The sequence below is a fragment of the Halioxenophilus aromaticivorans genome (assembly GCF_042850945.1).
Classification (GTDB): domain Bacteria; phylum Pseudomonadota; class Gammaproteobacteria; order Pseudomonadales; family Cellvibrionaceae; genus Halioxenophilus; species Halioxenophilus aromaticivorans.
Window position 1 is genome coordinate 2,951,445 of sequence record NZ_AP031496.1, and the last position, 12,470, is coordinate 2,963,914.

General features: G+C 47.6%; 11 protein-coding genes and 1 pseudogene. 5 read left to right on the forward strand and 7 right to left on the reverse strand.

Annotation, left to right across the window (positions count from 1 at the left end; genetic code table 11):
* Window positions 1-54: 54 nt before the first annotated feature.
* Window positions 55-2,646, reverse strand: a complete 2,592-nt coding sequence (locus ACGHM3_RS12850; protein ID WP_345426722.1) for a TonB-dependent receptor domain-containing protein — start codon at window positions 2,644-2,646, stop codon at window positions 55-57.
* A 381-nt stretch (window positions 2,647-3,027) separates the two neighbouring features.
* Here ACGHM3_RS12850 and ACGHM3_RS12855 point away from each other — a divergent pair, with 381 nt between their 5' ends.
* Window positions 3,028-3,777 carry an SDR family NAD(P)-dependent oxidoreductase gene (locus ACGHM3_RS12855; protein WP_345426724.1) on the forward strand — a complete coding sequence of 250 codons (750 nt, stop codon included), beginning with the start codon at window positions 3,028-3,030 and terminating at the stop codon, window positions 3,775-3,777.
* Between the two features lie 9 nt (window positions 3,778-3,786).
* On the opposite strand, the gene ACGHM3_RS12860 is transcribed toward ACGHM3_RS12855, so the two are convergent.
* Both ACGHM3_RS12860 and ACGHM3_RS12865 read right to left on the reverse strand, forming a co-directional pair.
* Window positions 3,787-4,859 (reverse strand): IS3 family transposase gene (locus tag ACGHM3_RS12860; RefSeq protein WP_345426726.1). Its coding sequence is split into 2 segments (ribosomal slippage): window positions 3,787-4,607 and window positions 4,607-4,859, totalling 1,074 coding nucleotides; the frame shifts between segments, so codons are not numbered across the junction.
* Between the two features lie 1,086 nt (window positions 4,860-5,945).
* Window positions 5,946-6,083: a group II intron maturase-specific domain-containing protein gene (locus tag ACGHM3_RS12865; protein ID WP_390518198.1), complete on the reverse strand. Its 138-nt coding sequence runs from the start codon at window positions 6,081-6,083 to the stop codon at window positions 5,946-5,948.
* A gap of 441 nt (window positions 6,084-6,524) precedes the next feature.
* On the opposite strand from ACGHM3_RS12865, the gene ACGHM3_RS12870 reads away from it, so the two are divergent.
* Complete coding sequence (locus tag ACGHM3_RS12870; RefSeq protein ID WP_345426728.1) at window positions 6,525-6,734, forward strand: cold-shock protein; 210 nt, start codon at window positions 6,525-6,527, stop codon at window positions 6,732-6,734.
* Window positions 6,735-7,433: 699 nt separating this feature from the next.
* On the opposite strand, the gene ACGHM3_RS12875 is transcribed toward ACGHM3_RS12870, so the two are convergent.
* The 3 genes from ACGHM3_RS12875 to ACGHM3_RS12885 are packed head-to-tail and all read right to left on the reverse strand — an operon-like array spanning window position 7,434 to window position 10,010.
* Window positions 7,434-8,216: a transglutaminase family protein gene (locus tag ACGHM3_RS12875; protein WP_345426730.1), complete on the reverse strand. Its 783-nt coding sequence runs from the start codon at window positions 8,214-8,216 to the stop codon at window positions 7,434-7,436.
* A 15-nt stretch (window positions 8,217-8,231) separates the two neighbouring features.
* Window positions 8,232-9,101 carry a transglutaminase family protein gene (locus ACGHM3_RS12880; protein WP_345426732.1) on the reverse strand — a complete coding sequence of 290 codons (870 nt, stop codon included), beginning with the start codon at window positions 9,099-9,101 and terminating at the stop codon, window positions 8,232-8,234.
* Window positions 9,102-10,010, reverse strand: coding sequence for a hypothetical protein (locus ACGHM3_RS12885; RefSeq protein ID WP_345426734.1), 909 nt, complete (start codon window positions 10,008-10,010; stop codon window positions 9,102-9,104).
* A gap of 1,060 nt (window positions 10,011-11,070) precedes the next feature.
* On the opposite strand from ACGHM3_RS12885, the pseudogene ACGHM3_RS12890 reads away from it, so the two are divergent.
* From ACGHM3_RS12890 to ACGHM3_RS12900, 3 genes and pseudogenes are all read left to right on the forward strand, one after another.
* Window positions 11,071-11,196, forward strand: a pseudogene (locus ACGHM3_RS12890) (IS3 family transposase); the annotation flags it as partial.
* 168 nt (window positions 11,197-11,364) lie between these two features.
* Window positions 11,365-11,667, forward strand: coding sequence for a DUF3732 domain-containing protein (locus ACGHM3_RS12895; protein ID WP_345426736.1), 303 nt, complete (start codon window positions 11,365-11,367; stop codon window positions 11,665-11,667).
* 150 nt (window positions 11,668-11,817) lie between these two features.
* Complete coding sequence (locus ACGHM3_RS12900; protein WP_390518201.1) at window positions 11,818-12,159, forward strand: helix-turn-helix transcriptional regulator; 342 nt, start codon at window positions 11,818-11,820, stop codon at window positions 12,157-12,159.
* 7 nt (window positions 12,160-12,166) lie between these two features.
* Here ACGHM3_RS12900 and ACGHM3_RS12905 read toward each other — a convergent pair whose 3' ends face one another.
* Window positions 12,167-12,421 carry a hypothetical protein gene (locus tag ACGHM3_RS12905; RefSeq protein ID WP_390518203.1) on the reverse strand — a complete coding sequence of 85 codons (255 nt, stop codon included), beginning with the start codon at window positions 12,419-12,421 and terminating at the stop codon, window positions 12,167-12,169.
* Window positions 12,422-12,470 lie beyond the last annotated feature (49 nt).

Here is a 12,470-nt window from a genome sequence, read left to right on the forward strand (position 1 = left end):
GATAAAGGCAATTGAATTCAATTGCCTTTAAAGAGGTTGCTATCGTCGCTAGAGTTAGAAGTTAGCAGAAATACTCAACGACATGGTTCTGGGCATAGCGAAATACGCCACACCATCTTCCACCAAGCGAAACGGTGGGTCCTCGTCGGTGGCGTTGTCAATATTGAGTCCCAGTAACCACGAGTCGTTGATGGCATAACTACCGAATAAAGATAAGGTGGTATAAGAATCAATAGACTCATCTCCTACGTCCGAGCCGCCCTTATGGTATAGGGTACCGGAAATATTCAGCGGCCCCGCGCTCCACCCTAGGCTAGCAGTTGCGTTGAGTGCATTTCTTGGGCGGCTAAAATCGCCTTCATCTAAGGTTTCATAGAAGCCGGCTCCCTTAACGTTTTCTTTTTTCTTGCTAAACATATAGGTACCACCCAGGCGGGCGGTAAGAATGCCCTCGCCCACCGGTTTACCCCAATCCAGCGAGAAATCGATACCGTTCACGTCGTAGGAACCCACGTTTTGCTTACGCTGATCAGAGACAACATAGGGTGCTCCAAAGATATCAAACATGGCCTGTAAAGACGGGAAACCTTCAACCGGCAGATCGCCAAATTGGGCTATAACTTCCTCGGCAGTTTGGGGCTGTAAGATAAAATAATCTTGGTTTGTTGGATCGTCGTAATATTCCGGGCCAAAGAAAAAACCAGCGTTTTGATCGACGCGATTTTCAAACAAAATATCAAAATAAGTAAGATTAAAAGTGAGGTTTTCGGTTACGTCGATATCCACACCTAACGTCCAGTTTTCACTCTCCTCTGCCTCCAGCTTGGTAGTACCACCCACTAGGAAAGACGGCATAAAGAAATCCGGGAAGAAAGCGCTATCTGCAGCGCGGAACGGGCTGAACGGCAAGAATAATTCATAGCGCTGCTCTTGCCCTAAAGCGGAAAGTTCTGGTGCAGAAAACGATGTGCCCCAAGACCCGCGCACGATAACGGCATCGGCGGCTTGCCAGGTAAAACCAATCTTGGGATTAGTGGTATCGCCAAAATCGTCGTAATCGTCGTATCTTGCGGATAGAGACAGCTCAAGATTTTCTGTTACGGGCACATAGACTTCTCCGAATACAGAATGCACTTCCCTTTCTGCACCGCTGGAACGACCACTTTGGTCACCACCGCGCGGCCCGACTAAACGCTTTAAGCTAAATTCTTCCTGGCGAAACTCCCCACCTACGGCCAGCTTAACGGCGCCGGCATCTAACTGAGCGATGCTGCCGTCAAATATTACGCGCAAACTTGCCAGCTCGTGCTCTGCTGAATCGCTCTCGCGATAATTCGCAATTTGTGCCAGCACATCTGCATTGGTAGCGGCGATATCGTAGGGGTTCAAAGCATTGGCTATATCCGTCGCGGCAAGCGCAGCGCTTTCCGCAGTTGAATTAATACGATTAGTGATGAAGTCGTAGTTATTTTTACCGTAGTTTAAAGCGGCATTGGCGGTCCAATCGCCAGCTAGAGCAATTTCCAGTTCTGGTATAATTTGCCAAGACGTTGAGTCGGAATTATTACCCCGGGCCGAACCAAATACATCGGCATAGGAATAAGTTACGTTGTGCTCGGTTTCACCAGCGCGGGATTCAAAGTACGGATTTGCCTCGGTGATGGTGCCATCGCTGCGGGCGTTGTCAGGGTCGAAAATTGTGCGTTCTACCTGAGACCAATAGGTTAAAACATCAAACGAAACCCGATCATTTACGGTTTGCGAAACGCTCAAAAATACCGTGTCGCGGTCTTGCTGTGGGAAAAACGACAAGTCACCGTTATCTGAACAAATGTTTGGTTCGCCGGCGGTGTTACCAGGTAATGGGTAGGATGTGTCTCCTACGGTGACGTTGCCGGGTGAACATTGGCGAGAACGCAAATCTTCACCACCGTAGGGTGTTAAATCTTCAATGCGGTAATCCAGATCTTTGCCTAACAAAGCGCTGCGTTCTTCGTGGGCAAACGAGGCCACTAGCGAACCACCCGCCCAATTTAAACCACTGGTGATATCGAAATCCAGGGTATCGTAGGAACCAGCCCCCTCGCCGTATCTTAGATTCACTTTGGTGCCGTCGATACTTTCACGCGTGCCAAAGTTAACAATCCCGGCAGCGGCATCACTGCCGTAAATGGACGAAGAGCCATCTGGAACAATATCCACTCGTTCAAGCATGCTGGTTGGGATGATGCTGGGGTCTACCCAAACTGCACCAATACCAGAGGGCACTAAACGATGGCCATTTAAAAGGGTCAAAGTCGCAGGGTTTGGCTCCAATCCTCGCAGAGAAATTGGCTGAAATGGGATACTGGCATCGGTGGTGGGTTCTGGTACAGAATTGAAATCGGGCACTAAAGCTGAACGGCGTAACAAATCGCTAGCAGAAACCGCGCCGGTTTCTTTAATATCTTCTTCAGTGAACCCCATAACCGGCGAGCCAACAGGCTTGATGCCTTTGATTAAAGTACCAGTAACCACAACTTCTTCTAGGTTATCGACGCTGCTGGTTTCCTCCTGGGCTTGGCTGAGGCCACTGGCCACGGTACTGGCAAGTGCAATGCTGGCAGTAAGCACGCCAACCTGTGATGGTATGTGTGTACGAGACATGATAGCTCCTAATATTATTATGGTTTTATCAGCGATTGCGTCGGCCGCGACCCTAGTAATTACTGCAGGACGAATCGGTCATAAGCGCGCGAATTCAATCAGCAAAGAAGATTACCACCACAGCACCATTTGCAATAATAATGATTTTTTCCACCTGTATAGAGTGAGCCTATATATAATCTGATCTCATGATAGTCTCTTACACGGTCGATATTTGCCAGCACCATCCTGCAGCCCGTCCATGTGCCCTACTTTTACTGGAGCTGCTGCCACACAACTTCCTAAATGCATAACACTCTACACTGGCCCACCGACCAAATGCCGAATAAGGTAGCTCGAATATCTACAAGACAACCTATTAATTGAAGGCGGTCAATACCAATGAACAGTGGCGTAGTACTGGTAACAGGAGCAAGTAAAGGCTTGGGCCGAGGCATAGCCCGGGCTTTTGGTAGCAAAGGCTTTACCGTATATATAACAGGTAGATCGCAGGCGGAATTAACTGCCGCCGCAGCGGAAGTAACTGAATTGGGTGGCCGGGGTATTGCTCACGTTTGTGACCACGAGAATGACTCAGCAGTTGAGCAGCTATTTACCGAAATACGCTCTAATAGTGGTAGGCTGGATATCCTGGTAAACAACGCAGCCGCCGTACACGCCCAAGACTTATCTAAACCTGGCCCTTACTGGCAAAAGCCACTTCATTTAGTGGATATGATCAATGTAGGGTTAAGATCCAATTACGTTGCTGCTTACCACGCCACGCCCCTGCTCATTGAGACCGGCGGTAGTTTAATGGTGCACATTTCATTTTACGGCGCAGTAAGTTATTTCCACGGCCCCGCCTACGGCGCGGCTAAAGCAGGCACTGATAAAATGAATTTTGATATGGCTTGTGATTTGGCCGAAAGCGATGTCGCCAGCGTGGCCCTGTGGCCGGGGTTGATTTTGTCTGATGAACTAAAGAATCTGCCGGAGGAACACTTAACAGAAGAATTAAAGGCCCGCCTAATGCATTTTGAATCGCCCGAATTCACGGTAATCCTCCCATTTTTAACCGAAGCCAAAAGTAGGGTTGTGTTAATTGTGCCTTTGGAGTTATGGGCAATTGGCGAAGCCATTTGTCCTTAAATCCATAGGCTACGCCGCTAGCGGAGGTTTACCATTGTTAGCCTTGTGGGGCCGCCTATGGTTGTAAAACCACAACCAGTTAGTTGCAAAATCCTGCACTTGTTCAAGCGTTTCAAACAAATGCTTGCTGAGCCAGCTATAACGAATCGTTCGGTTTGTACGCTCTATGTAGGCATTCTGCTGAGGTTTCCCTGGCTGAATATACTCTATACGAATATTACGCGTCTTCGCCCAACTGACAAACTCGTGACTGATAAATTCTGGGCCATTATCACAACGTATTATTGTTGGCTTAGCCCTCCATTCTAATAATTGGTCCAGCGCCCTTGTAACTCGCATTGAAGGCAATGAAAACCCAACCTCAATTGCCAACCCCTCTCGCCGGTAGTCGTCGATCACGTTAAACAAACGAAATGTACGACCGTCAGACAACTGGTCGTGCATGAAATCGACTGACCAAACTTGATTGGGGCGTATTGGCTCTTTAAGTGGTTCTGGGGCATGTCGCTTCAATCGCCTCTTAGGTCTAATTCTTAAGTTTAACGCCAAATCGCAGTAAATTCGGTAAACGCGTTTATGGTTCCAGCCAAACCCCTCGACGTTACGGAGGTACGCAAAGCATTGTCCGAAACCCCAATCACTCTGCTCCTCAGTTAATCGCATAAGCCAGTCACTGATCTCAGCATTTTCTGACGAGAGCTTGGGGTGATATCGAAAACACGTCTCGCTGATACAGTAAGCCCTGCAAGCTTGCCGAATATTCGCCTTGCCCAGGCCAACAGCAACATGAGCCAATTCTCGACGCCGCGCTGGCTTGATTACTTTTTTTCCAGAGCCTCCTTCCGAAGCTCAGACATCAAGCGTTCTTCGGCGTACATTTTCTTAAGACGCCGATTCTCGTCTTCAAGCTCTTTCAGACGAGACATCAACGAGGCGTCCATACCACCAAACTTAGCGCGCCATTTGTAGAAGGTGGCGCTGCTCATACCATGCTCGCGACACAGCTCTGGTACGGGTGTGCCGGCCTCGGACTGTTTTAAAATAGCCATAATCTGGCTGTCAGTAAATCGTGACTTTTTCATAGCAGAATCTCCTAGCTATAGATTACGAGAAAATTCTACTTTTGACTGCTACTAATTTAAGGGGTGATTACCTCACCGGCCGAATCATCGAGCGATTAAGGCGTGATCCGGAAAGATTAAATTACTCCGGCAGCACCCATGTTTGCGCAGAGCTGGCCCAGCGCTATGGTATAGCAGATTCGGATGGCAAGCAGCCGGTTAGTTATCGGGAAGTTTGGGGTGCGCCGGAAAATCGATTTATAAAGCCGAAGACGATTGTTTAGAGCTACGGTTTGTTAAGTGGCGCTCAGCCTTTACGGTAGCTCGACCTCTTTGATGAAGCAGTCTACGAAATTGCTAGTCCTGTGCCGAGCCCATCGACTACGGAAAAAACTAAAACACTCTTGTAGCCGCCGTTTCCTCAATGAAATGTAGGACTAGAGAGACTCTCGATTTGCCAAACTACACGTTTATTGCGATATTTTTACTGCCACCAGAACCCAGCTTCAATTACCGAATAGTTCTAGTTCGTTTAATACCTAAAGGCATTGCCAGTATTTGAGGCGTCATAGTTCCTGCGTCCTACACCGCTTATTCATCCAAATATTATGGCTTCTCTCCGCTACGGCATGCCGATCAGTAGCCTGAGATATGGTCGTGGTGACGCAAACACTCTTTCTGTAAAAATGAAAATCGCAACCGGGGCTGGCATGCGGTAGTTTAAAAACCCTGGACGGCAACCATACATTGTGACTGCCCTTGTGTGATGTGAGACTTTCATGTCGGTGACCTTTCCCCTAAGTTAGTAAAACGGAAGGAATCGATTAAGAGGGTCCTCGGGGTCCTATCGTCTCACACCAGCAAGCATGCTATTGCGCACCACGGCGGTTTTTATAAATGATTGAAGCCGGTTCAACTGTTCCACAAGCTATACCAAGCCTAGACGATCGAAGCGACGTTTGCGCAACGCTTGGCTAATGAGGCTTGCGCCCGCGCTCCATCAAGTATCTCCACCGTTTTGCGCAAAACCTACGCGCGCTTAACCGTGGGCCCAAGCTTCATCAAGTTTTTGGCTCGCGTGCAAGATCGTTTCCAGTGAAGCCAGATTTACTTGCACAGATAGCGATGTAACCGGCCAGCTAACTCACCCAACGTCCCCCTTACGCCGACGTATCGGAAGTAGTTGACCCACCCTGTAACTTTCGGGTTAAGTTCTCTACTGTCCGGATTATCGATCCGCCTCACGACCTACGCGACAGCGACTTAAGATCGCCACGGAACCGTTTAATGGTCTCCGGAGATATTCAGAGGCCCAGTTTGCGCCTAACCTGCCACACATTGTAGCCGAGGAACTTTCGATGTCTCAGCCGCCCAATGGCGCGTTTATCAAGATTTATCCTCGCGAAGGATGCCCTGCCGTCCGGCTACCAGTACCCCTTCTCTTTGATAGTGGGTGCCCCCTTTATAAGGTCTTAATGTATAAGCCGTTATATGGATTAATTGCATAAAATGCTTGACACAATAAGCTCGGAACTCTAAAGTTCCCTCAGCTAAACAACTTAGCCTCTAATTTTCAACCTCCATCTCGCCGCTGTTCGTCGTCCTGTAGCTTCTAAATTTCAGTCTATTTTCTCTAGTATCGTCCAAATTAAGTTTGGGTATTTTTGTTTATTTCAGGTTATTTTCATGTCAGATAAAACTACAGGAACCGTTAAGTGGTTCAACGAATCCAAAGGCTATGGCTTCATCGAGCAACAATCAGGCCCCGATCTTTTCGCTCACTTTAAGTCAATTGTCGGTGATGGATTCAAAACTTTGGCTGAAGGCCAGTCAGTAGAGTTTACCGTAAGTCAGGGGCAGAAAGGCCCTCAAGCTGAGAACATTGTAGCGATCTAATCTTCATTGCAATGCTTTTCGAGCCGGTGCTTTTAGGCCCGGCTCCATAATTACAGAGCTATATATCCAGCCCCCTCCCCTTTCACTTTCACCATAACCTAACTTCCCGTCCATGGTTTAACGATTGGCTTAGTACACCGGCAGTGTTTATTAGCGCCTTTTTCAAAGCTAGGCAATGACGAGGTTTGTGCGGCAGTAAATTGATCACTGCCAACATTTCCAATGTAGTCAAAATTTCGAAGCAGTCGAGCCTAAATCACAATTCATTAGTATCAGCATAAATACTATATTCGCAAAACCCTTGAATTAAATTTTTTCTTAGCAAAAATTATTCGAAATACTTTTTACGACCGATAATCTTGCAAGATTCCACTTACGTCGTTTTACGAAGATGAGAGGATTAAGTCCATGCTCTCTTAAGCTAAAACCTTGCTTTTCAGTAGAGTTCTGCGCCGTATAGTGTCCTCGCAGATAATATTATCGTATAGCATCTTGGGGTGTTGTATTTAAACTTTCAATGAGATACTCGCTCACTGGCATCACTTAATTCAGTCTTTTGACCGGCATTTGGCTTAGCCGTTTTTTACTTCGACTATCGTAGTGTGTTAAATCTGCATACCTAAGACTTGTTACACCCAGTGAAGTAGGACTCACAATAATTTTGCTGGAGCGATCATTAGTGCCTGGGCCTCACAAGCGTTAGATAAGCTGCACAGATACTTTTTGATGAACTGGAGTAACAGAAGGCCCAAATTGATTATAAACTGCCACATCGGCAGCATCTCGGCCATAACCAATAGCAATATACCCCCCCTTTTTAACTTGCCGAGACGCATCAAAGGTATACCAGCGGCCGGCAACATAGGCCTCGAACCAAGCGTGTAATTCCATAGGCTCAAGGTTATACAAATATCCAACTACCATGCGAGCCGGAATACTTAGGCCGCGACAAAGCGCAATACCCAGATGCGCGAGATCTCTGCATACCCCAGAATTTTGCTGTTTTACCTCAATGGCAGATAATGATGAGAAGCTACTGGCTGGCTTATAGCCAATCGTGGTGTTGAGCCAACGCTCAATCTCAGCTACCTGATCATAACCGAGTTGTTGATCAGCTGTAATTTTAGACGCCATATCTCCAAGGCGGTCAGATTCGCAATAGCGGCTGGGTAGCAAATATTTCAGTACACTGTCTGGCAGATTTTGGATATCAACAAAGGTCCCACCAGGTGCTTGATCAACATCGTCAGCTGTCATAATCCGAGAGGAGGTATAAACAGTAAAATCACCCTTCGGCGCAATCAAGCGCTGACAGAGATTGCCATAGTCATCCGTGAATTCAAACGCTGGAACACTCGGATAAAGAAGATATTCTTCACTTGCAATCCACTGTTGTTCTCCGCTTCTTGGGCGAAGCATTAAAATGAAAGGCGTAGGAACATCAATCACAAATTTTAATTCACAGCTGGTTTGTAACCACATATAAAAAATATCCTTTTAGTGGCCAGCCAGTTCTGTAACCCAAACATTCACCATCATATTGGCGCCTGGTGGTCCATTAAAAGAACCGGAGATCGGCGGTACCGATTCCGGTAATCGTGCTACAGCAACAGTAATATGCTCGGCCCCGACAAGACTGCCTATGGTAGGGTCAAATCCCTTCCAACCCGCACCGGGAAGAAACACCTCAGCCCAGGCATGGGTAGATCCAGATTGCCCTAGTGGATTCGTGGTTGAATCGGAGTAGATATATCCACTTACAAATCGCGCCGCAAAACCAAATTGTCTTGCAGCGGCTATAAACAGAAAGGCTGAATCACGACAGGAACCTGATTTCAAAGAGAGGGTTTGCTCAACACTTTGAACCCCCTCTTCTTCGCGTCTGCGGTAGGTTAACGCCTGATAGATACGTTGATTAAGCCGAAGTAACAAAGCGAATGTTTGAATTTTCTCACCAGGTTGCCAAATGCCGATAATCCAGTTTGCGAGCAAGCTGGTTTCTTCGGTTCCGGAAGATCGCATATAAGGCAGCAAGAGCTCTTTATCTTCGTCGTTATATTGGAAAGGATAATCAACAGCGTAATCGGAAACCAAAAAATCATGGGGAGTCTGGTCATATTGTTGAATAATGATCTCACTTTGTATTGCTAGGGATTGTGTGCTTTCAGTGAAAGATGCGGTGGCGACGGAGTTTCCTTCCACATCGCGATGCCAGCGAAGTGTAGCTGACGGAGATATGACCAGCTTTGAACTTTCCATGCGCAACTCATGCCCTTCCCTTGGACGAAGCCTCAAGGTATGTGGCTGTAACTGAACCGATCCGGAAAAATCGTACTGAGTCTTGTGAACAATTTTATAACGCTTCATTTAACTTTCCCCTGATTGACCTCCAATGACTTTACATAAGCCTCGATTTTCACGAAAAGGTTCATTACATCTCCAGCCATCTCCAGCCGAATTAAGATGCGCATTCGCAGGGATAACGATGAGAGAACACAACTCTCCCTTTTTTTCATACCCTCTGATACATCGCCAATCATTGCCCTCATCTTTGAGGTAAGCGTTCTCAGGGAAAGTAATTTTTATGCACGAATCGTCTACCTGTCGATACCCACGCTCACACTCCCATTTCTTTCCGAGCCGATCTAGATAAGCATTTTCAGGGATTATTAAAGCAATGCAGGCGCTGTTTTTTTCCTGGTAACCTCTCATACATTCCCAGCCATTATCGTAATGCGAATCTGTAGCATAGGCATTGACTGGAATTACAATAGCCCTACAGCTATTACCGACAGCTCTATAACCTTGGACGCAGTCCCAGCCAGAACTGTAGCTCGAGTCGTTCAATACAGCATGTTCAGGCAAATCAATTTTAATACATTGTGTTGACTCGGCTCTAAAACCGTTTTTGTTAGGCCTGTACCCTCTCTCACACTCCCAACCCAAGTTGTATTGGGCATCAACCAAATAAGCATTGGCGGGAACGATAACAGCCTGACAGGCACCGTTGTTTTTAGAAAAGCCTCTATCACATTTCCAATGTAACCCGTAGGACCCATTGGAACTTAAATGAGCATTTTCCGGTACCTGTATGGCGGCACAGGCATTACCGTTTTTTTGAAATCCCCAACTGCAACCCCAATTAGACCCATACGTTTTTTTATAGGCATTTTCTGGTAATTTTGGTGCATTAGTTTGCGCCAACGGATTACCAAATGAAGCTGTTATCAATACGACAATAGCTACATATTTCAGTAGATTATGTTTTAAACTCATGGTTGTTATCCATTCTTGTTAAAAGAAGAAGCTATTGGCTTCTCTCGCCAGGAAGTGTGTGCTTTTAAAATAATGGCGAAATCATTTTAAGAACCAGTGTGTTGTAATTAAGCTGAATGACTAGTAATTCTCACAAAAAACTACTTATTTTCAGTAGCATCAAAAATGAGGTAATCGCCTCTGCCCCAACAACCTACCGGGACGGCATTACCTTTTCCAATAGCGCAATCTGTACCGAGAACGGCAATACTGGGACGTCTAATTTTTCTAAAACGACGGCTGAATATTCGTAGGTCTTCTGGGATCGCAGTTTTCAGATATCGCGTATTTTTACCTAGCTCGATTCGCAAGCCGTTATAAACACCGGTTTATCAATCGAAAATTCTTACTGGCGCTTGGCGATGTCCGTTCCACGGCACATCGCCTCAAGTACCGGATTGTGTTCAAGATTGGATAACACACCGCAGGTAGGAACCCAATTAAAAATACCGTCATCGGGAACTCTATCAGTCTTTGACAACGCGCCCACAAGGTCTTTACATATAGGGGTATTGTAGGTTTGCTATCCAGTACCCCAGCGCTTTTAAGGCCGGATTTTTCGCAGTCAACGTTGGAAAGAATTGTGGACTTTTCAGAATGGGGCACAAGCCCGTTGGCTATTCTACCTTCAAAAGGATCGAAGCTTCCTTCGCAGTGACCAATAGCATTCGTAGCTTGCCGCCTAACACGCAACGGTTTTGACGGTAATTGCTCAGCGCCATTTGTAACGATGGCCGGTATAGTTGAGGGCTTGTTGATGAGTGAACTGCCTAATATGGCAGACATAATGGTTCCTTGAGTAAATACTCAGAAGAGGCAACCAGATCGTATCGGCCAGGATTAGCCGATTATCAACGAGACGTCCCGCTAAGTTATAATACCAAGAAAAAGGTACCCCGCTGGCTGTAGGCTACGCTATGAGTGATCCTAGCACAAGATCTAGCCAACTGATATGAAATGATCCTGCCCGCCACTGATGGACACCCTGTTAAGCGAGTAAACTATGCGACAGAGGTGAACCATGACAAGCAAGACAGGAACCAAGAAGACGAGCCGCAGACAGCACTCGCCGGAGTTTCGGGCGGAAGCACTGGCCCTGGCTGAGAAGATCGGTATCTCCAAAGCAGCGCAGGAACTCGGGCTCCACAGTTACTGCACTGGCTCCCTGTTAGAAATGCTACCCTCAAGCACACTGTTGGTTTGACCGAGTATTGGGCTTCGCGATATTTCGGACGCTTACCCACCAACAGCGCCGAATCAGGTTCGCTTACGCTGTGTACTTCTAACTTCCTATGGCTTCCTTCAGACCCTGTCGTTGGCCAACAACGCCCTTGCCATTCGGATTACCTTCCCCTCAGTCGGGGTGATCTCGTTTTCTTTCAAACGAGTGGGTTTGCCAGCTTCGCTGGGCAAACAAGTGACGGCAGAAGCTGATGCCGATATACAAGCAGTACAACGACTATTCGAACTGCTGTACAAATTTACACAGGATGAAACGCCTGGTTTCCAATTGATCGTGACCGAACATGCAAATCTTCCGGAACAGTGGTTCCAGGACGCGCTCGTGGAACAGCCCTGGAGCAAACCGCCCGCCCTGGTTCCCGAAGATTGGCCATAGCTGCACGATATCAACCGACATGTAGGCTGAGCCGCAGACATGCCCGCCTAACCCCGCTGTTACTTGCCCTGGCAGGTTGGCTCAATCGTCCTCAATAGCCATCCTAACTCCATCGCCATAAATTCACTTACTACAGCGCCGGAGTTATGCATGGAAGTTCAGCAACGACCGCCTTTGCCTCGGCCAGGCACAGCAGAATTTGAAGAGCTGCCACAATATGTGGAGAAGCCACCACTGCCCTTCCGCAGGACCATTCGACGACAGGAGCTGCACCAGATCGTCCCTCTTGCAGAAACAACCATCTACGAGCTGGAGCGTCGCGGGGATTTCCCGCGCCGCTTCAACCTGACGCCCCGCTGCGTGGTATGGGACCTGGAGGAAGTGGAAGCCTGGATTGAGGAGCGCAAACAGGCATCCCGCTCAGGTGAAACCGGTCCCGCAGCGAGGCCGGATGCAAAACAACGCCTCACCCGCCCGGTGCGATCACGTTAACATTGCTCTACAAACCCGAAATTTCAGGTGAGATATTAACCAACCTTGCCGACGGGATAGCTTCTTGAACATCCACCAGAGCGGCGCGCACAGCACACTCTACACTATCCGCTTCAGGAGTGAATTCCAGCGCCAAGTAGCCATGCTCCCCCGTACCCACCAGGGCGTCGGTACAACCGGCAGCTCCCAGACGCTCCACCAGCGCATTCGGATCACAGCGCTGGTCACCCACGTCATATTTCAGCATGAAGATACATTCCATAAACTAAGTCTCCAGTACTCCCTATCAACTTGGCCTGTTTCAGTGAGGG

Bases quoted from the DNA above. Each gene is read 5' to 3' on its own strand.
- ACGHM3_RS12855 (WP_345426724.1), top strand. From the start codon at position 3,028: ATGAACAGTGGCGTAGTACTGGTAACAGGAGCAAGTAAAGGCTTGGGC.
- ACGHM3_RS12870 (WP_345426728.1), top strand. From the start codon at position 6,525: ATGTCAGATAAAACTACAGGAACCGTTAAGTGGTTCAACGAATCCAAA.
- ACGHM3_RS12905 (WP_390518203.1), bottom strand. From the start codon at position 12,421: ATGGAATGTATCTTCATGCTGAAATATGACGTGGGTGACCAGCGCTGT.
- ACGHM3_RS12900 (WP_390518201.1), top strand. From the start codon at position 11,818: ATGGAAGTTCAGCAACGACCGCCTTTGCCTCGGCCAGGCACAGCAGAA.
- ACGHM3_RS12885 (WP_345426734.1), bottom strand. From the start codon at position 10,010: ATGAGTTTAAAACATAATCTACTGAAATATGTAGCTATTGTCGTATTG.
- ACGHM3_RS12850 (WP_345426722.1), bottom strand. From the start codon at position 2,646: ATGTCTCGTACACACATACCATCACAGGTTGGCGTGCTTACTGCCAGC.
- ACGHM3_RS12880 (WP_345426732.1), bottom strand. From the start codon at position 9,101: ATGAAGCGTTATAAAATTGTTCACAAGACTCAGTACGATTTTTCCGGA.
- ACGHM3_RS12875 (WP_345426730.1), bottom strand. From the start codon at position 8,216: ATGTGGTTACAAACCAGCTGTGAATTAAAATTTGTGATTGATGTTCCT.